Source organism: Bradyrhizobium sp. TM102 (assembly GCF_009176685.1).
In the GTDB taxonomy this organism is placed as follows: Bacteria; Pseudomonadota; Alphaproteobacteria; order Rhizobiales; family Xanthobacteraceae; genus Bradyrhizobium; species Bradyrhizobium ottawaense.
Window position 1 is genome coordinate 4,184,583 of record NZ_AP021855.1, and the last position, 21,964, is coordinate 4,206,546.

A 21,964-nucleotide genomic window follows, 5' to 3' on the forward strand; every position below is an offset into this window, starting at 1 on the left:
GTTACCGCCGCCAGGTCGGCGTCAGGCCTTCGCGCATCGCAAAACGCCGGAGCGGGCCGATGGCGCCGAGCAGGTGCATGCCGACGGCACGGACCGGCTGAAGCGGAAGGAAATCGTTGAGCAGCGAGCGGTTGGCGATGTCGATCGCAAAGGTGCGGCTCAAAACGTCCGGACGCCGCGCGCGGTCGTAGCGTTTGAGCACGTCGGGCGCGCCGGGATCCTGGCCGGCTGCGATGACCTCGCCCGCGAGCCTGGCAACATCGGCGGCATCGCGCAGGCCGAGATTGAGGCCCTGGGCGCCGATCGGCGGAACCACATGGGCGGCTTCGCCAACCAGCGCGATGCGGTCGCGGCCGAAGGATTTCGGACGTTCGATCGCGAGCGGAAACAGGTTGCGGCCGGGCTCGACCGTCATGCGTCCCAGGATCGAATGCGACTGTTTCTCGATCGCGGCCGACAGCTCGGCATCGCTGAGGCCGCGGAGCCGCTCCGCCTCCGCAGGCGCCGAGACCCAGACGATGCTGGAGCGGTCGCCGGGCAGGGGCACGAACACGCAGGGTCCATGCGGTGTGTGGAACTCGGTCGAGACGTTGCGATGCGGCCGCGTGTGACCGACGTTGAAGGTCAGCGCCGTCTGCGTCAGCTCGCGCCGCGTCACCGCGATGCCGGCAGCTTCGCGGCACAGCGAATGTCGGCCGTCGGCGCCGACCACCAGGCGGGCCGAGAGAAACTGCGCCGAGGCGGTGCGGACCGCGACGTCGTCGGCTTCGATGACGATGGTTTCGGCCTCGTCGTCGAAACGGACGAGATTGGGCAGCTCAGCCGCACGCTCTTCCAGAGCCAGCATCAGCGAGCGGTTGTCGATGTTGTAGCCGAAGGCGTCGAGCGCGATTTCGTGACAGGAGAACCGGACCTCCGGCGCGCGGAACAGCCTGCCGGTGTCGTCGACGAGGCGCATGACCTCGAGCGCGGCGGCCTTGTCCTTGCAGCGGGACCAGACGTCAAGCGTCTCCAGCAGCTCGACGGAGGCGCCGAGCAGCGCGGTGGTGCGATTGTCGGCATAGGGAACGCGCCGCGCCACCAGCGCGGTCCGCGCACCCGCCTGCGCCAGTGCGATGGCCGCCGCAAGTCCGGCCGGTCCGCCGCCGATCACGGCGGCGTCATGGAGTGTCGATGCGTCTGTCATGGAGCGACAAATGACACGCTCCGCGGCAAATTCAAGCCCGCTGATTGTGCCTGATTTTATGACAGATTGTGCGACCGGGCGTCGCAATGGCGGATGTGCAAACCGGCCTCATTCTGATAGCAGAAGCCATGGATACCCAGCAGGATTCCCTGAAGCCGAAACCGGCGATCCGCGCCGCGGCCTTCTCGGTGCACATCTTCACCGCGTTCGGCGCGGCGATCGCGCTATTGGCGATGCTGGAGGCCGTGCGCGAGCACTGGGCGGCGATGTTTCAGTGGCTGGGCGTCGCCCTGATCATCGACGCGATCGACGGGCCGATCGCGCGTCGCCTCGACGTCAAGAACGTGCAGCCGAACTGGTCTGGCGACGTGCTCGATCTCGTGGTCGACTTCGTCACCTATGTCTTCGTGCCGGCCTACGCGATCGTCGCCAGCGGCCTGCTGCTGCCGGTCGCAGCTCCCTTGCTCGGCGTCGCCATCATCGTCACCAGCGCACTATATTTCGCCGATCTGCGCATGAAGGCGGACGACAATCATTTCCGCGGCTTCCCGGCACTGTGGAATGCGGCTGCGTTCTATCTGTTCCTGCTGCATTGGCCGCCGCTGTGGTCGACGCTGCTGGTGGCCGCGCTCGTCGTGCTGACCTTCGTGCCGTTCCACGTGCTGCATCCGGTCCGCGTCGTGCGGCTGCGCTGGCTGACGATGTCGCTGATCGCGATCTGGGCGCTGCTTGGCCTCTACGTGCTGGAGATGGATTTCCGCGTCGGCGCCGGCGTCACCATCGCACTCTGCGCGATCGCGCTCTGGATCAGCTTCAGCGATGCGCTGATACGTCTGGTAAGATCGTTCGCATGATGCATCTGTTGACCAGTCCCGAAGCCTGGGCCGCGCTGCTCACCCTGACCGCGCTCGAGATCGTGCTCGGCATCGACAACGTCATCTTCCTGTCGGTGATCGTCTCGCGCATCCCCCAGCAGCAGGCGGACCGCGCCCGCAAGATCGGACTCGCTCTCGCGCTGATCTTCCGCATCATCCTGCTCAGCGTCCTGGTCTGGCTGATCGGCCTGACCGCGCCGGTTTTTTCATTCAAGGGCGCGGACTTCTCCTGGCGCGACCTCATCCTGATCGGCGGCGGCCTGTTCCTGATCGCGAAGGCGACGCACGAGATCCACGCCGAGGTCGAGGCCGATGACGGCGAGGCCGATCAGAAGTCCGGCGGCAGCGCCTTCTTCTGGGTGATCATCCAGATCATCGTCATCGACATCGTGTTCTCGCTGGATTCGATCATCACCGCGATCGGCATGGCCCAGGATATCGAGATCATGATCGCGGCGGTCGTGATCGCCTGCCTGATCATGTACATTTCGTCGGGCCCGGTGTCGCGCTTCGTCGCGGAGCATCCGACCACGAAAATGCTGGCACTGGCGTTCCTGGTGCTGATCGGCGTCGCGCTGGTCGCGGACGGATTCCAATTCCACATTCCGCGCGGCTACATCTATTTTGCAATTGCGTTCTCGGCCGCCGTCGAATTCTTCAACGTGCTGGCCAAGCGCAACCGCAGGAAGATCAGCAAGCCGTCGGTTTAGGCGTTCCAGCTACATCGAGTTGACAAGGCGGGCGCGATGTCTTTCGCTGGCCTTTGAGAAGAGGAGGTCAGGTGATGACCAAAGCGGTCCGTGTGCACAAGGTCGGAGGCCCCGAAGCCCTGGTCTATGAGAGCGTCGATGTGCCGGCGCCCGGGCCCGGCGAGGTGCGCATCCGCCAGCATGCGGTCGGCCTGAACTTCATCGACGTCTATTACCGCACCGGTCTCTACAAGGCGCCGGGGCTGCCCTTCATTGCCGGCAACGAGGCCTCGGGCGAGGTCGTCGCCGTCGGGCCCGGCGTGACGCATTTCCATCCCGGCGATCGCGTCGCCTACTACCACAATCTCGGAGCCTATACCGGCGAGCGCAACCTTCCCTGGGAGAAGCTGGTCAAGCTGCCCGATCACATCACCCACGAGCAGGGGGCCGTGCTGATGCTCAAGGGCCTGACGGTCTGGTATCTCCTGCACAAGACCTTCAAGGTCGAGCCGCATCATCGCGTGCTGATCCACGCCGCGGCCGGCGGCATCGGCCTCTTGGCCTGCCAATGGGCGAGGGCGCTCGGGGCCCACGTCATCGGCACGGTCGGCTCGCGCGAGAAGGCCGAGCTCGCCGAGGCCAATGGCTGCGATCACGTCATCCTCTACAACGAGGAGGACTTCGTCGCGCGCGTCAAGCAGATCAGCCGCAACGAAGGCTGCGACGTCGTCTATGACGGCGTCGGCAAGGCGACCTTCCCGGGCTCGCTGTCGTGCCTGAAGCCGCGCGGCATGTTCGTCTCCTTCGGCAACGCCTCCGGCCCGGTGCCGCCGTTCTCGATCGCCGAGCTCAACAATCACGGCTCGCTGTTTGCGACGCGGCCGAAGCTCAACGACTACGTCGGCACGCGCAAGGAGCTGCTCGAAGGCGCCGACACGCTGTTCGCCGCCGTCATCAACGGCAAGCTGCACGTACCGATCAACCACGCCTACGCGCTGAAGGATGCCGCGAAGGCGCATATCGATCTCGAGAGCCGCAAGACCACGGGGGCTTCGATCTTGAAGCCGTAGCGCTCGTGTCCCGGACCAGCCGCAACGCCTGAAGCGTTGCGGCGCAGAGCCGGGACCCAGATGCAACACGCACTGCGGAGAGATTGGCCCCGGCTCAGCAGTGCACCGTCGAAGAGACGCTGCGTTGCGTCCGGGGCACGCGACGGGTGCTACGCCACGCGCCGTGCCGCGCCGGCCTTGGTCAAGATCCCGTCGAGACAATCGATCATCTCGGCGATCTCTGCCTTCGCGACGTTCAGCGCAGGCATGAAGCGCAGCGTGTCGAGCTGCGGCGCATTGAGGAGCACGCCGGCTTCGAACGCTTGCGCGACGATGCCGGGCGCGATCGGCAGCTTGAGGTCGAGCGCGAGCAGCAGCCCGCGTCCTCGCACGCCGCCGAGCCCATGCCGGGCCGAGACCTTCTGCAGCTCGCTTTCGAGCAGCAGGCCGGTCTCGGTGACCTGTTTCAGGAAGTCCGGCTTGCCGACCTCCTCGAGCACGGCGAGCCCCGCCGCGCACATGATCGGGTTGCCGTTGAACGTGCCGCCCTGGTCGCCGTGCTCGAAGCAGGAGGTATGCTCGGTGGCAAGCAGGGCGGCGAGCGGCACGCCGCCGCCGATGCCCTTGCCGAGCGTCATGATGTCGGGCGCGATCCCGGCGTGCTCGTAGTGGAAGAGTTTTCCGGTCCGGCCCATGCCGGTCTGGATCTCGTCGAAAATGAGCAGCAAGCCGTGGGCTTTGGTCAGCGCGCGCAGCTGTTGCAGGAACTGATCGGTCGCTGGCCAAACGCCTGATTCACCCTGGATCGGTTCGAGCATCACCGCGACGGTGTTGTCATTGATCAAGCTCTCGACCGAGGCGATGTCGTTGAGCTTCGCCTTCTTGAAGCCTGCGACCTTCGGCTCGAACAGCGGCTCGAACGCCTTCTTGCCCGAGGCCGACATCGTCGCCAGCGTTCGGCCGTGAAAGCCGCCTTCGAAGCTGATGATCTCGAACGCGCCGCCTTTGTGCAGGGTGCCATATTTGCGCGCGAGCTTGATCGCGCCCTCGTTGGCCTCCGCGCCGGAATTGGCGAAGAACACCTGGTCGAAGGCGCTGTTCGCGACCAGCGCTTGCGCCAGCTTCAGGCTCGGCTCGTTGTAGAAAGCCGGGCTCGGCGTCAGCAGCCGCCTGGCTTGCGCACTCAGTGCGTCGGCGATCGCAGGCGGGGAGTGGCCGAGGCAGTTCACGGCCCAGCCCTGCACGAAATCGAGATAGCGCTTACGGCCATCGTCCCAGAGGTAGGAGCCCGCGCCGCGGACGAACACGGCCTTGGGCCGTGCGGTGATGTCCATCAGCGCGTCGTACGGTTGCGTGGTCATGTCGAACTCCTCTGGAGGCGGGTGGAAAACGGGCGCAAAAAGCAGAAAGGCCGCACCTTGCGGGTGCGGCCTTTCTCGAAAACTTCAGCTGAATTCAGTGGTTCAGCGGCGTCGTCGGACATGGCGCACCCTCTCATCGTCGCGGGAGCGACGACGGAGCATTTCGGTGCGCAGGTGGGTCCGGGAATTGATCATGGGGCGGGTCCCTACAGCCGAATGGCAGGGCTTGTCAAGCGGCCGTTTTGCAAAACACCCGCCTGGCGTGCATCGATCAGGTCCATCTTCGTTGCCCAAGAGGCTTACTCGACGCCGTAATGTGCGAACTCATCGACGATCCCAGCGTTGATCGCTTTCGCTGCCGCGATGTCGCGCTCGGCGCCTTCGTTGTCGCCCTTCTTCCGCTTTGCGAGCCCACGGCCGTAGAGCGAGCTGTCGTACGCGGGCTTGGTGCTCAGTGCCGCGTCGTAGTCCGCAATCGCCGCGTCGAGATTGCCGAGCTTGAGGTAGGTGAGGGCGCGGCTGTCCAGGGTGTAGGGATCGTTCGGGGCCATCTTCAGCGACTGATCGCAATCGGCCAGCGCCTCCTGCAGACGGCCGAGGATCGCGCGCGTCATGCAGCGCGAATTGAATGCGCCGGGATAGCTCGCATTGGCCTTGATCGACCGATCGTAATCCTCCAGCGCCAGCGCATGATCGTGCGCATCGAAATACATGTTCGCGCGCGCATAGAAATCGCGGTCGTTGTTCGGGCTGAGCTGCAGCGACTTGGCGAAGTCAGCCAGCGCGCGGACCCGGTCGCCGCGATCGCGGTAGAGGCGTGCGCGGTTGCCGTAAGCCGGGCCGTAGGTCGGGTCGAACTTGATCGATAGATCGAAATCCGCAAGCCCGCGCTCGTCCTCGCCGTGGTTGCGATAAGCGGTGCCGCGGTTGAAATAGGCCAGCGCGAATTTCGGGTCGAGCTTGATGGCCTGATCGTAGTCGGCGATTGCGCGCTCGTAGTCGTTCTTGTCGATGAGGGAGTTGCCGCGGTTGTTGTAGTAGAGCGGGTCGCGGGCGTTGAGCCGGATCGCGCGTGTGTAATCGGCAATGGCGTGATCTTTCTCGCCGAGATCGTCATGGGCAATCCCCCTGTTATACCAGAGGTCGGAATGTCCAGGATTGAGCTCGATCGCACGGTTGAAGTCCACCAGCGCACGCGCGGCGTCGCCCCTTCGCCGGAGCATTTCGCCGCGATTGGCGAGCGCATGCACATCGTTGGGATTGGCCTTGAGCACCGCCGAGCAGCCCTCGACGCGCTGCTCCTCGCGGCTCCCGTCGTCGTCCGCGTAGCACCATTGGCGCAGCTGTGCGGCTGAGGGGGATCGCGCCGCAGCGGGGGCGGATAGCGCGAGCAGGGCCATCGTGAGGCCGATGGCCGACAGCTTGAACCAAATTGCTGATGTTTCGTCGTATTCCATTTGCGTACCGCGTCGAAACCATTGCGCCTCTAGCGCGTTTGTGATCGAAGGACGCGACTTGGTTCGAACCGGACGCAACTCGGGCGAGACCAAGAGGGACGGGACCAACCAGACAGTTTTCAGCCTTGTCCGATACGCCTTATCCCATCGACCTCGACAGCATTCGCGGCGCATTTCCGCCGGGTATCGAAGTGCCACCGCTGCTTGTCGACTTTGCCACCTGGCTCAAGGGGCGTCCCTGGGGCAGCGTCGGCTGCTTCTCGCTGCAGGGGCAATTCTCGGATCACGCGCCGATCACCGACGGCAGTCCCTTGCGGGACAGGTTTTCGCTGTTCATGCGGCTGCCGGACGGCTCGGCCGTCGGCGGCTGGTACGGCGCCGGTCTCGACCGCGACAATCCGCCGATCGTGGGACTGGGCTCGGAGGGCGACTACGAGCTGCTGGCGGCGAGCCTCGACGGCCTGCTCGCCAAACTGACGTCGCAACAATTCGACAATGCCTGGAGCGATCTCAAACCGCATGACGAGGTCGAGCCGCAGACGGTCGAGCTTGCGCAATGGCTGGCCGGACGGCCGCTCGGCGAGCCGGCGACGCCCGACGACAATTCGTCGGAACTGCCCGATTTCCGCGGCTTCATGGAAAAATGGAGCCGGGATCGCGAAGATTACTGGGCCAATCATCGCCTGATGGCCGAGCTCGGCTGGCGGCTGGCCGCCCATCTGCCCAAGGGCAAGAAGCCCTGGGACCGGACGAGATTCGAGATCGCGATCGTCGGCAAGCAATACCAGGCGCGCGTGCTCTCGCACGGACCACAGCCGTTCGAGGAAGCCGCCTCGGTCGAATCCCTGCTGCGCGACCTGCGCGAGGAGATGCGCCGCGCCCAGCCCGAGCTTGGCCTGTGGTACGCGATGAATTTTGGGCTCTATGCCGACGGCCGCGTCATGCCGAATTTCGAGTACGATCTACGCCCGACCATCGACGGCGATCCAGCGTTGCTCTCCGAGGCGAAAGCCGATCTCGCCCGCGCACCCCGGCCTGAGCGCTGGGTGCCGAAATGGCTGACGGAAGCCTGAAGTCTCGGAATTCCGCGACGCTGCCGTGCAGTCGGCACGCCGAGACCTTCTGCTGTCGCACCATCAGTGCGTTGTAACTCTTGCTTGACCTCGCGGGGACGGGCACCTTCGATCCCTCTTGACTTAGAGCGCGCTCGAAGGGGTATCTGTACGTGCGTCAGTACGAGAACGGGCACACATGAAGATCGGCGACCTCGCAAGACGAACCGGCTTGTCGACCCACACGCTGCGCTACTATGAGCGCATCGGGCTGCTGCCATACGCTGACCGGGATCGCTCCGGTCAACGTGACTTTGACGCATCGATCCTCACATGGATCACATTCATCGGTCGGCTCAAGACCACGGGAATGCCGATCCGGGACATGTTGCGTTATGCGGCGCTTCGTGACGACGGCGACGCCACCGGGCCAGCCCGGCGGCAGATGCTGGAAATCCATCGCGAACAGGTTCGCACGCAGATTGCCGAACTCCAGGAATGCCTGCTCGTCCTTGATACCAAGATCGCCGGCTATGCCGGCGACGAACAGAGGACGAAGGAAAATGACGCACGCCCCGACACATGCCGAAAGCCGCTTCGATCGCGGCCAGCGGGCCCTGTCACGCATTGACGGCAAGGCCGGCGAAAAGGTCGTCGCCTCACTCGCCGACATCGCTCCGGATTTCGCACGCTACGTGATCGAGTTTCCCTTCGGCGACATTTACTGCCGCCCGGATCTCGGCCTGCGCGATCGAGAGATCGCGACGATCGCCGCGCTGACGGCGCTCGGAAATGCCGCGCCTCAGCTCAAAGTGCATATCGAGGCGGGGCTGAACGTCGGGCTTTCTCGCGACGAGATCGTGGAGATCATCATGCAGATGGCCGTCTATGCGGGCTTCCCGGCGGCGGTGAACGGGCTGTTCGCAGCCAAGGAGGTGTTCGCCGCGCAGGACGGACGGCAGGCGTCGGGAGACGCGACCTGACGAACGTCGGCGCGGTGTATCGTGCATCGCCGTAGTTCAGTGCGCGCAGCCTGAACGCGGGCAAGTTGAATGGCTGGGCGCGCGCCGGTCGCGCCCGCGAGCGCTGGGGACCGCAATGGCTGTCGGCGCCTTGGAACCTCAGAACCCCGCGACGCTGCCGTGCAGGTCGTACTGGTCGGCGCGCTCGATCTTCGCGGTGACGATCTCGCCGACGCGCAAGGGGCGGCGGCTCGTCAGATAAACCGCGCCGTCGATCTCCGGCGCATCGGCCTTGGAGCGGCCCTTGGCGACGGTCGGGCCGACTTCGTCGATGATGACCTGCTGGCGCGTGCCGACCTTGCGCTTCAGCCTGCGCGCGGAGATCTTCTGCTGCCGGGCCATCAGCGCGTTGTAGCGCTCCTGCTTGACCTCTTCCGGCACCGGGTTCTCGATCGCGTTCGATGTCGCGCCTGCAACCGGCTCGTATTTGAAGCAGCCGAGGCGATCGATCTCGGCCTCGTCGAGCCAGTCGAGCAGATAGGCGAAATCGGCATCGGTCTCGCCGGGGAAGCCGACGATGAAAGTCGAGCGCAAGGCGAGATCGGGGCACTCTTCGCGCCAGCGCTTGATCCGCGCCAGCGTCTTGTCCTGCGCCGCCGGGCGCTTCATCGCCTTCAGCACCTCCGGGCTCGCATGCTGGAACGGGATGTCGAGATAGGGCAGCACCTTGCCCTCGTTCATCAGTGCGATGACCTCGTCGACATGCGGGTAGGGGTAGACATATTGCAGCCGGACCCATGCGCCGAGCTCGCCGAGTTCGCGCGCGAGGTCGAGGAATTTGGCGCGGACCTGGCGGTCCTTCCACGGGCTCTCGGCATATTTGAGATCGACGCCATAGGCCGAGGTGTCCTGCGAGATCACCAGCAATTCCTTGACGCCGGCGCCGACCAGGCGCTCGGCCTCGCGCAGCACGTCATTGGCCGGGCGCGAGACGAGGTCGCCGCGCAGCTTCGGGATGATGCAGAAGGTGCAGCGGTTGTTGCAGCCCTCGGAGATCTTCAAATAGGCGTAGTGGCGCGGCGTCAGCTTGATGCCCTGCGGCGGCACCAGGTCAACATGCGGATTGTGCGCCGGCGGCAGCGCGCGGTGCACGGCGTCGAGCACGCTCTCGTATTGCTGCGGGCCGGTGATGGAGAGCACGCCGGGATAGGCCTGCTCGATCTGCTCGGGTTCCGCGCCCATGCAGCCGGTCACGATCACCTTGCCGTTCTCGGCCATGGCCTCGCCGATCGCCGAGAGCGATTCCTGCTTGGCACTGTCGAGGAAGCCGCAGGTGTTGACGATGACGATATCGGCGCCATCATGCTTGCGGGCGAGCTCGTAGCCCTCCGCGCGCAAGCGCGTGATGATGCGCTCGGAATCCACCAATGCCTTGGGACACCCGAGCGACACAAAGCTGACCTTGGGCGCAGCCGCCTGATCCATATCCAAATCTGCCTGATTGACCGGCCTGAGCTAGTCCCAATTGCCCACAATTACAACCCTTTGCAGGGCGTTCCGGCGTGCTATGGATGAATCACCTGCCGTGAGTGAGCCATGAGCGCCGAACAGTCACCCAAAATCGTGATCGTCGACGAAAGCCCGATCCGGGCTGCGATCCTGGAGGAGGGATTGCGGGAGGCCGGATTCACGCAAGTGGCCCACATCCGCGAGATGCAGAGCCTGCTCGCCCGTATTTATGCGGTGGACCCCGACATCATCCTGATCGATCTGGAGAACCCCAGCCGCGACGTGCTGGAGGCGATGTTCCAGGTCAGCCGCGCCGTGAAGCGGCCGATCGCGATGTTCGTCGACCAGAGCGATTCAGCCTCGATCCAGGCCTCGGTCGAGGCGGGGGTATCCGCCTACATCGTAGACGGGCTGAAGAAGGAGCGCATCAAGCCGATCCTCGACCTCTGCGTGTCGCGCTTCAACGCCTTCGCCAAGCTGCAGGAGGAGCTGGAGCGCACCAAGTCGCAGCTCGAGGACCGCAAGATCATCGAGCGCGCCAAGGGCATCCTGATGAAGGTGAAGGGCCTCACCGAGGACGAGGCCTACGTGCTGCTGCGCTCCACCGCGATGCGCGAGAAAAAGAAAATCGGCGAGATCGCCCAGTCGATCATCACCGCGTCGGAGATGCTGAAATGACTGCTCCCCTCCGCATCGGGTTCATCCCGCTGGTCGATGCCGCAGCCCTGATCGTCGCCGTCGACAAGGGATTTGCCGCCGCCGAAGGGCTCGAGGTCGAGCTGGTGCGCGAGGTGTCCTGGTCCAACGTCCGCGACAAGCTCAATATCGGCCTGTTCGACGCCGCGCATCTGCTCGCGCCCGTCGCGATTGCGTCCTCGCTCGGGCTCGGTCACGTCAAGGTGCCGATCGCAGCCCCCTTCAATCTCGGCATCAATGGCAATGCCATCACGGTGTCGCCGGCGCTTCATGCGGCGCTGATGGGGGAGATTGACGGCGATCGCTTTGACCCGATGGTTACGGCGAAAGCGCTGGCGAAAGTGGTGGCCAAGCGGCGCAAGGCGGGTGCCGAGCCGCTGACTTTCGGCATGACCTTCCCCTTCTCGACCCACAATTATCAGCTGCGGTTCTGGATGGCGGCGGCCGGCGTCGATCCCGACGAGGACGTGCGCCTCGTGGTGCTGCCGCCGCCCTACATGGTCGACAGCCTCAAGAGCGGCCATGTCGATGCATTCTGCGTCGGCGCGCCCTGGAATTCGGTCGCCGTCGATCTCGGCATCGGCCACATCCTGCATTTCGTCTCCGACATCCTGGTGCGCGCCGCGGAAAAGGTGCTCGCGGTTCGTCAGGTCTGGGCCGACAAGAATCCGGACGTGGTCGCTAGCCTGGTGCGCGCGGCGGTGAAGGCCGCCGCGTTCATCGAGAGCCCAGCGAACCTGGCCGAGGCGGCGCAGATCCTGGCGCGGCCCGAGCGGATCGGCGTCGATGCCGAGGTGATCCAGCGCTCGCTCATCGGCCGCCTGAAGATCTCGCCCGAGGGAGAGGTGCGCGAAAGCGGCCGCTATCTCCTGGTGGGGCGGGAAGAGGCGGGGCGGCCCGATCCGGTCCAGGCCGCCTGGCTCTATGCGCAGATGGTGCGTTGGGGGCAGACGACGCTCAGTCCGGAGGGCGTCAAGACGGCGATGGCCGTGTTCAGGCCCGACCTCTACGATGCGGCCCTCGGCCGCCGGCCGCCCGAGCAGGCTCCCGCCGCGTTCGGGGCGTTCGCCGGGCCCGTCTTCGATCCCGACGACATCCGGGGGCATCTCGAGGCCTTCGAGGTCCGGCGTTGGAAGGCCTGATTCGGAGCCGCGCCTTTTTTAGGCAAGAAGTTTCATTGCCTAAAGTTTGATCCGGCTGCCCGAATTTCGTGAGAGTGCGCCGCCCGGGGTTTCCGGGGGAGGCGTCTAATCATCTGAAATAGCGTTGTTTTCCATTTTGGCCAAGCTGGCACGCAACTTGAATGTTGCAGTGCGGCCAGCTTGTCACAGGTGCCTGCTGAGCCGAGTCCCGCAGCAACGAAGCTGATCGGACCGTTGGGTAACGAAGCCGGCTCTTAAGGGCCAGCCCAGTTCCTCACGGGTCGCGCCAATGTCCGTCGATGCCACCCAGGTGGCCGCAGGAGCTTCGTTACCGACCATGAAAATCGATACGCTCGCAGTCGACTTTACCGACGAGCAGAAACGCTATCTCGAAGGTTTTACGACCGGTTTGCAGATCAGCCGGGTCGGTCGTGGTCTCGGCGGTGGAGGCGGCGCCGGCAAGGCGAACGCCGAGCCTGTTGGCCCCGATGCCGTGCACATCAAGGCGCAGGACAAGGTGATCGCGTCGGGCAAGAAGCTCGCCGATCAGGAGAAGTTCAAGCGCGACGAGCATCCCTTCGATGCTTATCCGCGGCTTCGCCAGCAGGCGCACGACAACACGCCGCCGAGCCCGGCGGACAATTTCCGCTGGCGCTATTACGGCATCTTCTATGTCGCGCCGACGCAGGACTCCTACATGAGCCGCCTGCGGATTCCGAACGGCATCATGAAGCATTGGCAGATGTCGGGTCTTGCCGATCTCGCCGATGAGCTCTGCGGTCCCTACAGCCACGTCACGACGCGCGCCAATCTCCAGCTTCGCGAGATTCCGCCGAAGAACGCCGTGAAGCTGATCGAGGGTATCCAGGACCTCGGCCTGTGCTCGCGCGGCTCCGGCGCCGACAACATCCGCAACGTCACGGGAACGCCGACGGCCGGCATCGATCCGCAGGAAATCATCGACACGCGGCCCTATGCGCGCGAATGGCACTACCACATCCTCAACGATCGCTCGCTCTACGGCTTGCCGCGCAAGTTCAACGTCGCCTTCGACGGCGCCGGCAGGATCGCGGTGCTGGAGGAGACCAACGACATCGCCTTCACGGCGTATGAGGTGAAGGAAGGCTTCGGCGTCGAGCCCGGCATCTGGTTTCGCCTCGGCCTCGGCGGCATCACCGGCCACAAGGACTTCGCTAAATATTCCGGCATCATCGTCAAGCCGGAGCAGGCGACGGCCGTCGCCGATGCCATCGTGCGCGTGTTCATCGACCATGGCGACCGCACCAACCGCAACAAGGCGCGGCTGAAATATGTGCTCGACGCCATGGGTCATGACGGCTTTCTCAAGCTCGTCGAGGAACGATTGAAGACACCGTTCACGCGCGTGCCGGAGGAGGCGTTCCAGCCGCGCCCTGCCGCGGACCGCATGGCGCATGTCGGCGTACACAAGCAGAAACAGGACGGCCTCAACTGGATCGGCGTTTCTCTGCCGCTCGGCAAGCTTACCTGCGACCAGATGCGCGGTCTTGCCAAGGTCTCGCGCGACCTCGGCGACGGCGAGATCCGCCTGACCGTCTGGCAGAACCTTTTGATCTCGGGCGTGCGCGACGAGAATGTCGCGCTCGCCGTTGCGGCGATCAAGCAGATCGGGCTTGCGGTCGAGGTCTCGCACATCCGTGCCGGCCTGATCGCCTGCACCGGCAATGCCGGCTGCCGTTTCGCGGCGTCCAACACCAAGCGCAGCGCAGCCGAGATCGGTGATTGGTGCGAGCCGCGCGTCGCCATGGACAAGCCGGTCAACATCCACGTCACCGGCTGCCACCATTCCTGCGCGCAGCATTACATCAGCGACATCGGCCTGATCGGTGCGCGCGTGCCGGTGAACGAGGACGACACGGTCGAGGGCTACCACCTCTTCACTGGTGGCGGGTTCGGCCCCGACGCGGACGTCGGGCAGGAGGTCTATCACGACCTCAAGGCCGAGGACGCGCCGAAGACGGTCGAGGGACTGCTCAAGGCCTATATCGCCCATCGCTCGTCGCCCGACGAAACCTTCCTCTCCTTTGCGCGCCGCCATGACGGCGAGACGCTGCGCAAGCTTGCCGATGCACAGGTGTCCGCATGAACCAGATCACGCCTCCGCCGAAACTCGATATCATTCCCGCCAGCGCACCGTTCTCCGATGCGCAGCGCTCTTGGCTGAACGGCTTCTTTGCCGGGCTGCTGTCGCCTGATGTCGCCGCGCCGCTGTCGGCGGAGCAGGGCGCCGCCGTCATGCAAGGCGCAGCCGGCGACGGTGACGACGGTGAAGCACCGTGGCACGACCAGACCATGCCGATCGCCGACCGGATGAAGCTCGCTGAGGGGCGCCCGGTGCGCCGCAAGATGATGGCGGCGATGGCGCAGCAGGATTGCGGCCAGTGCGGCTACAATTGCCACGACTATTCGGAAGCGATCGCGGGCCGCAGCGAGGCGCGGCTCAATCTCTGCGTCCCCGGCGGCAAGGAAACCGCGCGGATGCTGAAGTCGCTGTACGAGGAGCTGGACAAGGCCCCGGCGGCCAAGACGGGTGACAAGGCAGCTGACAAGACGGATGCGGTGACCGCGCCGGCCGTGACCGTGACGATCGCAGAGCCGGGCCGCTCACGCGACAACCCCGTGACCGCGACCTTCCTGTCGCGCCGTCTGCTCAACAAGGGCAAGTCGGAGAAGGAAACCTATCACGTCGAGTTCGATCTCTCCGAGAGCAAGCTCGACTACGTCGTCGGCGATAGCTTTGGCGTGTTCGCGCGCAACGAGGTCGGCCTCGTCGACCAGATCATCGCACTGCTCGGCGCCTCCCACACCACCAAGGTCAACGGCAAGACGTTGCGCGAGGTGCTGATCGACGACGTCTCGCTGTCGCCGGCACCCGACACGTTGTTCGAATTGATCTCCTTCATCACCGGCGGCGCGCAGCGCGAGAAGGCGCGGGCACTGGCGCAGGGCGAGGATCCCGACGGCGATGCCGCCACGCTCGACGTCATGGCGGCGCTGCAGAAGTTCTCGGGCACGCGGCCGCATCCGGAGGCTTTCGTCGAGGCGCTCGAGCCGCTGCAGCCACGGCTCTATTCGATCTCGTCCTCGCACAATGCGACGCCCGGAAAGCTGTCGCTGACGGTCGATTCCGTGCGCTACGTCGTCGGCAAGCGCAAGCGCCTCGGCGTCGCCTCGACCTTCCTCGGCGAGCGCATCGGTGAAGGCGAGAATCTCAAGGTCTATGTGCAGAAGGCGCACGGTTTCGGCCTGCCGCAGGACCCGAAGACGCCCGTGATCATGATCGGTCCCGGCACCGGCATTGCGCCGTTCCGCGCTTTCCTGCTCGACCGCAAGGCGACCGGCGCACCCGGCAAGAACTGGCTGTTCTTCGGCCATCAGCGCAGCGATTGCGACTTCTTCTACCAGGAGGAGCTCAATGCGATGAAGACCTCGGGTCTGCTGACGCGCATGTCGCTGGCCTGGTCGCGCGACGGCGAGAAGAAGTTCTATGTGCAGGACCGCATGCGCGAGGTCGGCCGCGAGGTGTGGACGTGGCTCGCCGAAGGCGCGCATCTCTACATCTGCGGCGATGCCAAGCGCATGGCCAAAGACGTCGAGCGCGCGCTGGTCGACATCGTCGCCCAGTTCGGGGCGCGCTCGACCGACGAAGCCGTCAGTTTTGTCGCCGAACTCAAGAAGACTGGCCGCTTCCAGGCCGACGTCTACTAAAGCGATCGTCAGGCTGCCGTCATCCGGGCCGGTTCCAAACGGCTCGGATTTGAACGAATAAGATTCTCGGAACCTGCGCCTGGAGAGAATTTACGTCTGCAATGCGGCCGCTTCGGAGGAGGCGCATCGCTATTTCCTCCGGCATCTTGCCTCCCGCCCTGGTTGATCCCTCATAATCCCGCAAATGGGGCGTTGGAGATCGACCATGCGCGAACTATCGGCGGAAGCCAGGCTGCACTTCTACGCGCGCTCGCTCTCGCGGCGGACCGGGGCGAGCATGCATCATTTCGCGCTCTACAGTGCGTTTGCCGTGATCGCTGCGATCGTGTTCGGCACGTTGTCGGTACATCCGTTCTAAAGCTCTCGTAGGGTGGGCAAAGCGAAGCGTGCCCACCAACTGCCTCAATCATGTAGACATCGTGGGCACGGCGCTATGCGCCTTTGCCCACCCTACGGCACCTGTCTTGCTTCACCCGCGCTTGAACGGCGCGACCTCGATCCCCGCATCCTTCAAGGCCTGACGCAAGGTCCGCGCGATCTCGACGGCGCCGTGCGTGTCGCCGTGGATGCACACCGTGTCCGTGCGCATCTTGATCACCTTGCCCGTCACCGAAACCACCGCGCCGTCCTGCACCATGCGCACCACGCGGTCGGCGATGGCCTTGGCATCATGGAGCACCGCGCCGGGCTTTTTGCGCGAGACGAGGTTGCCGTCGTCCTCATAGGCGCGGTCGGCGAACACCTCGTGCACCATCGGCAGATTGGCGTCCTCGCCGGCCTTCACCAGCTTCGAATTGGCGAGCACGACGAAGATCAGGCTGGGATCGACCGCCCTGATGCCGGCGGCGATCGCCTTCGCCGTCATGTCGTCCTCGCAGGCGACATTGGAGAGCGCGCCATGGGCCTTCACATGCGTGACCTTGTGGCCGGCAGCGGTCGCAATCGCCTGCAATGCGCCGATCTGGTAGGCGACGAGGTTCTCGATCTCGGACGCCTTCAGGCCCGCGATCGGATGGCGGCCAAAACCGTGCAGGTCGCGATATCCGGGATGGGCGCCGACCGAGACGCCGCGCGCCTTCGCCAATTCCACCGTCCGGCGCATGATGTCGGGGTCGCCGGCATGGAAGCCGCAGGCGACGTTGACCGAGCTTGCAAGCTCGATCATCGCGGCGTCGTTGCCCATCTCCCACGCGCCAAAACCTTCGCCGAGGTCGCAATTGAGATCGATCGTCTTCATGGGTGCTCTCCGCCTTTGGTCGTCGTGTCGTTTATGGCTCCGCCGTCACCTGCCAGGTTCCGGCATCCATGGCGCTCACAGCATAGCCCGCGACGTTGGCATCGCTGAGCGCCTCGATGTTGAGTGCGACACTGTCGGCAGAGCGCAGACGGGCGGGCAGGTTGCGGATCAGTTGCGCAAACTTCCTCGCCTCGTCCTGCGCCTCGGCCATGCTGACCGCCCTGAAGCGGAACGCGGTTCCCGCCGAGGTCTGGGCGAGGCGGCCGACATCGGCCGTGATCACGGTTGCGATCTTGGGATAGCCGCCGGAGGTGCCGCGGTCCATCATCAGCGCGATCGGCGAGCCGTTGCCGGGCACCTGGATGCTGCCGTTGACGGTGCCGTCGGAGACGATGTTGTGGCCGTGCAGATGCTTGATGGCGGGGCCCTCGAGCCGGTAGCCCATGCGGTCGGAGGTCGCCGAGATCTTCCACTCGCTGCCCAGGAACAGCGCCTTGTTGGCGTCGTCGAACTCGTCGTCCTGCGGACCCAGCACGACGCGGATCGGACCGCTAATGGGCTTGGGCAGTTCGATGCGCAATTCGCCCGCACCGCTTGCAGCATCGACCGAAAATTCGTCACCGGCCTGGAGCGGGCGCGGGTAGGGGCTGCCGAGGCCGGCGCGGGCATTCACCGCGAGACTGCCGAACACCATCTCGCCTTTGATGGCGCCTTCGATGGCGAGATACGTAAATGCGCCGCCGCGGGCAAAGCCCAGCGTCAGCGTCTCGCCGTCCTTCAGCGTCACCGATGTGTCCATCGCGACCGGGTTGCCGGCGACGTCCGCATTGCGCGGCGCGCCTGAAATCGCCACGCGCACGGCGCCATCGCGCGCGGTGAACGTGGCGCCGAACGGACCGATCTCGACGCTGGCCGCGAACGGCTCGTTGCCGACCAGCGTATTCGCCGCCGCCAGCGACAGCCGATCCATCGCACCACTCACCGTCAAGCCATAGCGCTGCGCGCCGTGGCGTCCGCCGTCCTGAACGGAGCTTGCCGGGCCGATGCTGGCGACGACGAGCCGGCTCATGCGTCCACCTGCTCGGCGACGATCTCTCCGGCTTCCGCAGCGCGGTCCAACTCCTCGAACGTCTTGTGGTCGATGGGGAAGAACGTCACGCGGTCACCGGGTTCGGTGAGGAAGGTTGGATCGCGGTGGAGTTGATAGGTTCTGACAGGCGTGCGGCCGAGCAGATGCCAGCCGCTGGGGGCGGCGAGGCACTGGATCCCGGCCTGGACGCCGCCGATCGAGATCGTGCCGGCGGGCGTGAGCAGCCGCGGATTTTGTCGGCGCGACATGTGCAGGGATTTGTCGAGGCCGCTGAGATAGGACCAGCCCGGCGTGAAGCCGATCATGGCGACCTTGTAGTCGCCGCCCGCGTGCCGTGCGACGATGTCATCAGGCGTGGTGTTCAGCGCCCTGGCGACATCCTCGAGGTCGATGCCGTGCTCGCCGCCATAGGCGACGGGAACGCGCCAGCGCCGCGCCTTGGTCACCGGCGGCGGCGGCTGAATGGCGACCGGCAGCAGCTTTTCGCCGAGCGCGTCGAAACCGATCTTGCCCGGATCGTAATGCACCAGCAGCGAGCGATAGGTCGGCACCGTCTCGGTGATGCCATCGATGGGGCTTGCTGCGAGCGCCTTGTCCAGCGCCAGCACGCGCTGGTTGGCATCGTCGTCGATGGTGCGGCTGAACTCGACCGTGACGGCGCTGTCGCCACTGGGCAGAAGGCGGGGCGGGGGGAGCGTCGCGGCCATTGAGCTGTCGAAGAGCTGTCGAAATCGGGCTTTTGCGGGAGCGGGCTCGAAGTTCCGCTCACCCCTGCTTCGCGTAAATGCGCCCGCAAGTCCAATAAATTAATGCAGGAGGCCACGATAAGGCTTTGTTATCGCGTCGCATAACAGCCCACCGGCCCTGCATTATTGATAGCCTCTTGGCCCTTGACGCAAAGCGCCCGGCTCGCAAGATGCGCCCGTTCTTTCCCGCCCATCCGGAGCTCGTCTGTTTCCATGTCGCTGTCCCCCGAAGCCCGCAAGATCCTCGCCGGCATCACCACTGCCACCATCACCACGGTCCTGCTGAAAAAGGGCTTGCGCAATGTGTGGATGCGGGGCGCGCGGCCGCTGCGCCCGGGCCTGCCGCGTCTGGTGGGGCCGGCCTTCACGCTGCGCTTCGTGCCGGCGCGCGAGGATCTGGCGACGCCGGAATCCTGGTCCTCGCCGATTTCGACCCGCACCGCGATCGAGGCGATGCCGGAAGGCTGCATCGCCGTGGTCGACGCCATGGGCATCACCGATGCCGGCATCTTCGGTGACATCCTCTGCGCCCGCATGATGAAGCGCGGCGTCACCGCGCTCGTCACTGACGGCGTCGTGCGTGACGTCGAGGGCGTGCTCGGCACCAATCTTCCGGTGTGGTGCGACGGCTATGCCGCGCCGCCCTCAGTGGCTGGCCTGACCTTCGTCGGCTGGGGCGAGCCGATCGGCTGCGGCGGGGTTGCCGTTTTTCCGAACGACATCGTGGTCGCCGACCAGGACGGCTGCGTGCTGATCCCGCAGGCGATGCTCGACCACGTCCTCAACGAGGGCGTCGAGCAGGAGCGGATGGAGGCCTGGATCGTCAACGAGGTGAACAACGGCGCCGTGCTGCCGGGTCTCTATCCCATGAACGCCGAGACCAAGGCGCGCTACGCCGCCAGCAAGAAGTAACGGAAGCGAGGTCATCCCCATGGAAATCACTGTTGCCGGCACGCGGCCGACCCGCCGCGCGCCCAAGGAAAACTTCACCGGTACCGTGTGGCAGGATCCCGTGATCATGGCGCCCGCGCCGGCACGGCTGAACTGCTCGCGCGTCGCGTTCGAGCCGGGGGCGCGCACCAATTGGCATCACCATCCGCTCGGACAGACGCTCTACGTCATTTCCGGCGTCGGCCGCGTCCAGACCAAGGGCGGTCCGGTCAGGGAAATCCGCCCCGGCGACACCGTCTGGATCCCGCCGGGTGAGCTGCACTGGCATGGGGCCTCGCCGACCAACGGCATGTGCCACATCGCCATGCAGGAAGCACTCGACGGCGTCTACTCGACCTGGCTGGAGCCGGTGACGGACGCGGAGTACGGCGCGGCGCTGGGCTGAGGCGCACATGTCCCGGATCGGCGGCCAGCGCTACAACGCTGCACCGCGTCCGGGACACCGCAACCTACATCCGTTCCGCCGTCCACGTGCCCCTGCACAGCGCACCGCGCCAGGTGCCGGAGCCCGAGGTGCCGCTGAGCCGGCCGAAGCCGACGGCGCGCTTGATGCCGGTGCTCAAGGTGACGTTGATGCTGCCGGCGTCCGCCACACGGCCCGATGCCGTCACCGCGGCGCTGGTCGATGCGATCTGCCCATTGTTGATACCGATCGCGACGGTGGCGCCGTTGCCGCAGGTCTCGCTCGAGGACGAGATCCGCACGTTCCAGGCGCCGTCGAAGCTCGTCGATGCTGCATTTGCCTGTCCGCAGAGCAGGGCGATGGCCGAGATCGCGGCAAAGATACCCTTGCAAGGAAGTCGCATGACACGCCCCATTGGCTGAACCTGGGGGAAATCGTGTCACGACGCGGGGCGGACCGATGTGAGGGGTGTCACGGATGCGGTCGAACGGCGCCGACGCGATCGTGTCCTAGCGTCAGCCGGGCAGAGGCGTGAAAGCAGGCGTTCGCGCCATCACCTTGCTTTCGCGGTGCGATTGAGCACGCGCGCCAGCGAGACGGCGGAGCTTGTATCGACCAGAGGGGCCTTGCCGACAGTCTTTCGCAATGCGAACGCCTCGGACGCAAAAAGCTTGTCCGGATCGTCCGGGGCGTCCTTGATGCCGGTGAGCAGGCGGATTTGCATGCCCTTCAGGAGCTCTGTCACGGCCGGTTTGGCGATTGTCTTGTCGTTGGGGTCGGCCAGGAGTGCCTCTTCCCAGCCGCGGTGAGCATTTTTCGGTGTCACGCGCTCCACGAGCTTGTCGTAGCTGGTCTGGTAGGCGCCGATGGCCACGAGACGATCGTTTTCGGCGAGCTCAGGCGAAGTGATCACTTCGGAGCGCAGCGTCAGCATCTGTTCGTCCGCATGCTCCAGCTCCCGCTTCATGATGCTGCTTGCAACACCCTGCCAGTGTCGATGAAATCCGAGCTGGGTGAGAGGGTTGATCGTATCCGGCCCCTCGGGCAGCAGGCTGGCTGTGAACTCAATGGCCAGGAGGCAATAGTCCAGGCCAGACACACGCTGACCGTCCAGCAGCAATCTGTCGTCGGTCACCACCAGCCGCTTGGCAACCGCTTCGTCGAGATCGGAGCCGGCAACCAGGAGATAGCCGCTGCGGCCGAGCGCATTGCCGTCGGCGTAGGAGAACAAGGGCGTGACGATGTTGAGTCCGAACAGGCCCGCGACCCGGTCGTAGATCTTTTCAGCCACGCGCAACCCGTCGGAAACACCCGGCGCGAGCCCGGTCTGTGTGGTCAGGTCGGCGGCCAATTGCAGGACCTGTTGCGCGACGTCGTGAAACGGAAGGCGGAACAGCCCGACGAACAGGGACAAATTGTCCTGCTTCATGGGCGCGCGCCTGACGGCGTAGATGTTCTTGAAGTCGACGTAACCAGGAGCGGCACCGGCCGCCTTCAGCTGAGCGGCGATCTCGTCGTTGCTCAGGATCGTGGGCCGGCGCTGACGCCCGTCGCCGAAGCTGAACTCGGTGAGCACGACGCCGAGCGGAAGGAACGAGCTGAAAAACTTGCCGCCCTCTCGCAAGCCCATTTCGACCATGCGCACGCCGAAATAGCTCGCTTCGGGCAGGAAGGTCTGTCCCGCTGTCATCGCGTTGCCACCGCTCGATGCGACGTAACCGACGTATGGGCGCCGCAACTCGCGGCTCGCCCAGTGCTCCACGACGTTCTTGAGTGTGGCCCAGACTGTCATGACATCCTTCCACTCCAAGC

At 65.1% G+C, this 21,964-nt stretch carries 22 protein-coding genes; 13 read left to right on the forward strand and 9 right to left on the reverse strand.

The window, feature by feature from the left end:
- Window position 1 precedes the first annotated feature (1 nt).
- Window positions 2-1,186 (reverse strand): UbiH/UbiF family hydroxylase, encoded by a 1,185-nt coding sequence (locus GDN70_RS20065; protein WP_028144561.1) that lies wholly within the window; start codon window positions 1,184-1,186, stop codon window positions 2-4.
- A gap of 86 nt (window positions 1,187-1,272) precedes the next feature.
- Here GDN70_RS20065 and pcsA point away from each other — a divergent pair, with 86 nt between their 5' ends.
- From pcsA to GDN70_RS20080, 3 genes are all read left to right on the forward strand, one after another.
- Window positions 1,273-2,040, forward strand: a complete 768-nt coding sequence (gene pcsA / locus GDN70_RS20070) for a phosphatidylcholine synthase (protein WP_028144562.1) — start codon at window positions 1,273-1,275, stop codon at window positions 2,038-2,040.
- The gene (locus GDN70_RS20075; RefSeq protein ID WP_028144563.1) at window positions 2,037-2,771 is read left to right on the forward strand and encodes a TerC family protein; all 735 of its coding nucleotides are present in this window, start codon (window positions 2,037-2,039) and stop codon (window positions 2,769-2,771) included. The genes pcsA and GDN70_RS20075 overlap by 4 nt, the downstream gene beginning before the upstream one ends.
- A gap of 74 nt (window positions 2,772-2,845) precedes the next feature.
- On the forward strand, window positions 2,846-3,820 hold the full coding sequence (locus GDN70_RS20080; RefSeq protein WP_028144564.1) for a quinone oxidoreductase: 975 nt from the start codon (window positions 2,846-2,848) through the stop codon (window positions 3,818-3,820).
- Between the two features lie 149 nt (window positions 3,821-3,969).
- On the opposite strand, the gene GDN70_RS20085 is transcribed toward GDN70_RS20080, so the two are convergent.
- Together GDN70_RS20085 and GDN70_RS20090 are read right to left on the reverse strand one after the other, a co-directional pair.
- Window positions 3,970-5,160 (reverse strand): acetylornithine transaminase, encoded by a 1,191-nt coding sequence (locus GDN70_RS20085; protein WP_038949093.1) that lies wholly within the window; start codon window positions 5,158-5,160, stop codon window positions 3,970-3,972.
- Window positions 5,161-5,459: 299 nt separating this feature from the next.
- Window positions 5,460-6,617: a tetratricopeptide repeat protein gene (locus GDN70_RS20090; RefSeq protein WP_038949092.1), complete on the reverse strand. Its 1,158-nt coding sequence runs from the start codon at window positions 6,615-6,617 to the stop codon at window positions 5,460-5,462.
- A gap of 125 nt (window positions 6,618-6,742) precedes the next feature.
- On the opposite strand from GDN70_RS20090, the gene GDN70_RS20095 reads away from it, so the two are divergent.
- The 3 genes from GDN70_RS20095 to GDN70_RS20105 all read left to right on the forward strand — a co-directional run bounded on the left by GDN70_RS20095 (window position 6,743) and on the right by GDN70_RS20105 (window position 8,652).
- Entirely contained in the window at window positions 6,743-7,690 is a 948-nt protein-coding gene (locus tag GDN70_RS20095) for a hypothetical protein (RefSeq protein ID WP_095424129.1), read from the forward strand.
- Between the two features lie 178 nt (window positions 7,691-7,868).
- Window positions 7,869-8,300: a MerR family transcriptional regulator gene (locus GDN70_RS20100; protein ID WP_028144568.1), complete on the forward strand. Its 432-nt coding sequence runs from the start codon at window positions 7,869-7,871 to the stop codon at window positions 8,298-8,300.
- Window positions 8,233-8,652, forward strand: coding sequence for a carboxymuconolactone decarboxylase family protein (locus tag GDN70_RS20105; protein ID WP_038970367.1), 420 nt, complete (start codon window positions 8,233-8,235; stop codon window positions 8,650-8,652). Before GDN70_RS20100 ends, GDN70_RS20105 begins: the two co-directional genes overlap by 68 nt.
- 138 nt (window positions 8,653-8,790) lie before the next feature.
- Here the strand turns inward: GDN70_RS20105 and rimO are convergent, their stop codons facing one another.
- Window positions 8,791-10,116, reverse strand: a complete 1,326-nt coding sequence (gene rimO, locus GDN70_RS20110; RefSeq protein WP_095424130.1) for a 30S ribosomal protein S12 methylthiotransferase RimO — start codon at window positions 10,114-10,116, stop codon at window positions 8,791-8,793.
- A 111-nt stretch (window positions 10,117-10,227) separates the two neighbouring features.
- On the opposite strand from rimO, the gene GDN70_RS20115 reads away from it, so the two are divergent.
- From GDN70_RS20115 to GDN70_RS20135, 5 genes are all read left to right on the forward strand, one after another.
- Window positions 10,228-10,818, forward strand: coding sequence for an ANTAR domain-containing response regulator (locus GDN70_RS20115; RefSeq protein WP_027542860.1), 591 nt, complete (start codon window positions 10,228-10,230; stop codon window positions 10,816-10,818).
- Complete coding sequence (locus tag GDN70_RS20120) at window positions 10,815-11,978, forward strand: CmpA/NrtA family ABC transporter substrate-binding protein (protein WP_028144571.1); 1,164 nt, start codon at window positions 10,815-10,817, stop codon at window positions 11,976-11,978. The genes GDN70_RS20115 and GDN70_RS20120 overlap by 4 nt, the downstream gene beginning before the upstream one ends.
- A 337-nt stretch (window positions 11,979-12,315) precedes the next feature.
- Window positions 12,316-14,103: a NirA family protein gene (locus GDN70_RS20125; protein WP_038970365.1), complete on the forward strand. Its 1,788-nt coding sequence runs from the start codon at window positions 12,316-12,318 to the stop codon at window positions 14,101-14,103.
- Complete coding sequence (locus GDN70_RS20130; protein WP_038949089.1) at window positions 14,100-15,725, forward strand: sulfite reductase subunit alpha; 1,626 nt, start codon at window positions 14,100-14,102, stop codon at window positions 15,723-15,725. The genes GDN70_RS20125 and GDN70_RS20130 overlap by 4 nt, the downstream gene beginning before the upstream one ends.
- A 205-nt stretch (window positions 15,726-15,930) precedes the next feature.
- Window positions 15,931-16,083, forward strand: coding sequence for a hypothetical protein (locus GDN70_RS20135; RefSeq protein ID WP_173015837.1), 153 nt, complete (start codon window positions 15,931-15,933; stop codon window positions 16,081-16,083).
- Window positions 16,084-16,194: 111 nt separating this feature from the next.
- Here the strand turns inward: GDN70_RS20135 and GDN70_RS20140 are convergent, their stop codons facing one another.
- Genes GDN70_RS20140 through pxpB form a run of 3 tightly spaced genes read right to left on the reverse strand, consistent with a single transcriptional unit; the run spans window position 16,195 to window position 18,759 of the window.
- On the reverse strand, window positions 16,195-16,962 hold the full coding sequence (locus tag GDN70_RS20140) for a LamB/YcsF family protein (protein WP_038970364.1): 768 nt from the start codon (window positions 16,960-16,962) through the stop codon (window positions 16,195-16,197).
- A 31-nt stretch (window positions 16,963-16,993) separates the two neighbouring features.
- On the reverse strand, window positions 16,994-18,031 hold the full coding sequence (locus tag GDN70_RS20145) for a biotin-dependent carboxyltransferase family protein (protein WP_038970363.1): 1,038 nt from the start codon (window positions 18,029-18,031) through the stop codon (window positions 16,994-16,996).
- A complete protein-coding gene (gene pxpB / locus GDN70_RS20150) occupies window positions 18,028-18,759 on the reverse strand; it encodes a 5-oxoprolinase subunit PxpB (protein ID WP_028144576.1) in 732 nt (243 codons plus the stop codon). Before pxpB ends, GDN70_RS20145 begins: the two co-directional genes overlap by 4 nt.
- Window positions 18,760-19,011: 252 nt before the next feature.
- Here pxpB and GDN70_RS20155 point away from each other — a divergent pair, with 252 nt between their 5' ends.
- Together GDN70_RS20155 and GDN70_RS20160 are read left to right on the forward strand one after the other, a co-directional pair.
- Window positions 19,012-19,710: a ribonuclease activity regulator RraA gene (locus tag GDN70_RS20155; RefSeq protein ID WP_028144577.1), complete on the forward strand. Its 699-nt coding sequence runs from the start codon at window positions 19,012-19,014 to the stop codon at window positions 19,708-19,710.
- 19 nt (window positions 19,711-19,729) lie between these two features.
- Window positions 19,730-20,134 (forward strand): cupin domain-containing protein, encoded by a 405-nt coding sequence (locus tag GDN70_RS20160; protein ID WP_028144578.1) that lies wholly within the window; start codon window positions 19,730-19,732, stop codon window positions 20,132-20,134.
- A gap of 64 nt (window positions 20,135-20,198) precedes the next feature.
- Here GDN70_RS20160 and GDN70_RS20165 read toward each other — a convergent pair whose 3' ends face one another.
- The gene (locus tag GDN70_RS20165; protein ID WP_028144579.1) at window positions 20,199-20,555 is read right to left on the reverse strand and encodes a hypothetical protein; all 357 of its coding nucleotides are present in this window, start codon (window positions 20,553-20,555) and stop codon (window positions 20,199-20,201) included.
- Between the two features lie 150 nt (window positions 20,556-20,705).
- On the reverse strand, window positions 20,706-21,962 hold the full coding sequence (locus GDN70_RS20170) for a hypothetical protein (RefSeq protein ID WP_038951088.1): 1,257 nt from the start codon (window positions 21,960-21,962) through the stop codon (window positions 20,706-20,708).
- Window positions 21,963-21,964 lie beyond the last annotated feature (2 nt).

Excerpts from the sequence above, each read along its gene's own strand:
- GDN70_RS20105 (WP_038970367.1), top strand. The coding sequence starts at position 8,233 with ATGACGCACGCCCCGACACATGCCGAAAGCCGCTTCGATCGCGGCCAG.
- GDN70_RS20075 (WP_028144563.1), top strand. The coding sequence starts at position 2,037 with ATGATGCATCTGTTGACCAGTCCCGAAGCCTGGGCCGCGCTGCTCACC.
- GDN70_RS20115 (WP_027542860.1), top strand. The coding sequence starts at position 10,228 with ATGAGCGCCGAACAGTCACCCAAAATCGTGATCGTCGACGAAAGCCCG.
- GDN70_RS20140 (WP_038970364.1), bottom strand. The coding sequence starts at position 16,962 with ATGAAGACGATCGATCTCAATTGCGACCTCGGCGAAGGTTTTGGCGCG.
- GDN70_RS20080 (WP_028144564.1), top strand. The coding sequence starts at position 2,846 with ATGACCAAAGCGGTCCGTGTGCACAAGGTCGGAGGCCCCGAAGCCCTG.
- GDN70_RS20120 (WP_028144571.1), top strand. The coding sequence starts at position 10,815 with ATGACTGCTCCCCTCCGCATCGGGTTCATCCCGCTGGTCGATGCCGCA.
- GDN70_RS20145 (WP_038970363.1), bottom strand. The coding sequence starts at position 18,031 with ATGAGCCGGCTCGTCGTCGCCAGCATCGGCCCGGCAAGCTCCGTTCAG.
- GDN70_RS20155 (WP_028144577.1), top strand. The coding sequence starts at position 19,012 with ATGTCGCTGTCCCCCGAAGCCCGCAAGATCCTCGCCGGCATCACCACT.
- GDN70_RS20135 (WP_173015837.1), top strand. The coding sequence starts at position 15,931 with ATGCGCGAACTATCGGCGGAAGCCAGGCTGCACTTCTACGCGCGCTCG.
- pcsA (WP_028144562.1), top strand. The coding sequence starts at position 1,273 with ATGGCGGATGTGCAAACCGGCCTCATTCTGATAGCAGAAGCCATGGAT.
- GDN70_RS20085 (WP_038949093.1), bottom strand. The coding sequence starts at position 5,160 with ATGACCACGCAACCGTACGACGCGCTGATGGACATCACCGCACGGCCC.
- GDN70_RS20165 (WP_028144579.1), bottom strand. The coding sequence starts at position 20,555 with ATGCGACTTCCTTGCAAGGGTATCTTTGCCGCGATCTCGGCCATCGCC.
- GDN70_RS20130 (WP_038949089.1), top strand. The coding sequence starts at position 14,100 with ATGAACCAGATCACGCCTCCGCCGAAACTCGATATCATTCCCGCCAGC.
- GDN70_RS20160 (WP_028144578.1), top strand. The coding sequence starts at position 19,730 with ATGGAAATCACTGTTGCCGGCACGCGGCCGACCCGCCGCGCGCCCAAG.
- rimO (WP_095424130.1), bottom strand. The coding sequence starts at position 10,116 with ATGGATCAGGCGGCTGCGCCCAAGGTCAGCTTTGTGTCGCTCGGGTGT.
- pxpB (WP_028144576.1), bottom strand. The coding sequence starts at position 18,759 with ATGGCCGCGACGCTCCCCCCGCCCCGCCTTCTGCCCAGTGGCGACAGC.
- GDN70_RS20100 (WP_028144568.1), top strand. The coding sequence starts at position 7,869 with ATGAAGATCGGCGACCTCGCAAGACGAACCGGCTTGTCGACCCACACG.
- GDN70_RS20125 (WP_038970365.1), top strand. The coding sequence starts at position 12,316 with ATGAAAATCGATACGCTCGCAGTCGACTTTACCGACGAGCAGAAACGC.
- GDN70_RS20090 (WP_038949092.1), bottom strand. The coding sequence starts at position 6,617 with ATGGAATACGACGAAACATCAGCAATTTGGTTCAAGCTGTCGGCCATC.
- GDN70_RS20065 (WP_028144561.1), bottom strand. The coding sequence starts at position 1,186 with ATGACAGACGCATCGACACTCCATGACGCCGCCGTGATCGGCGGCGGA.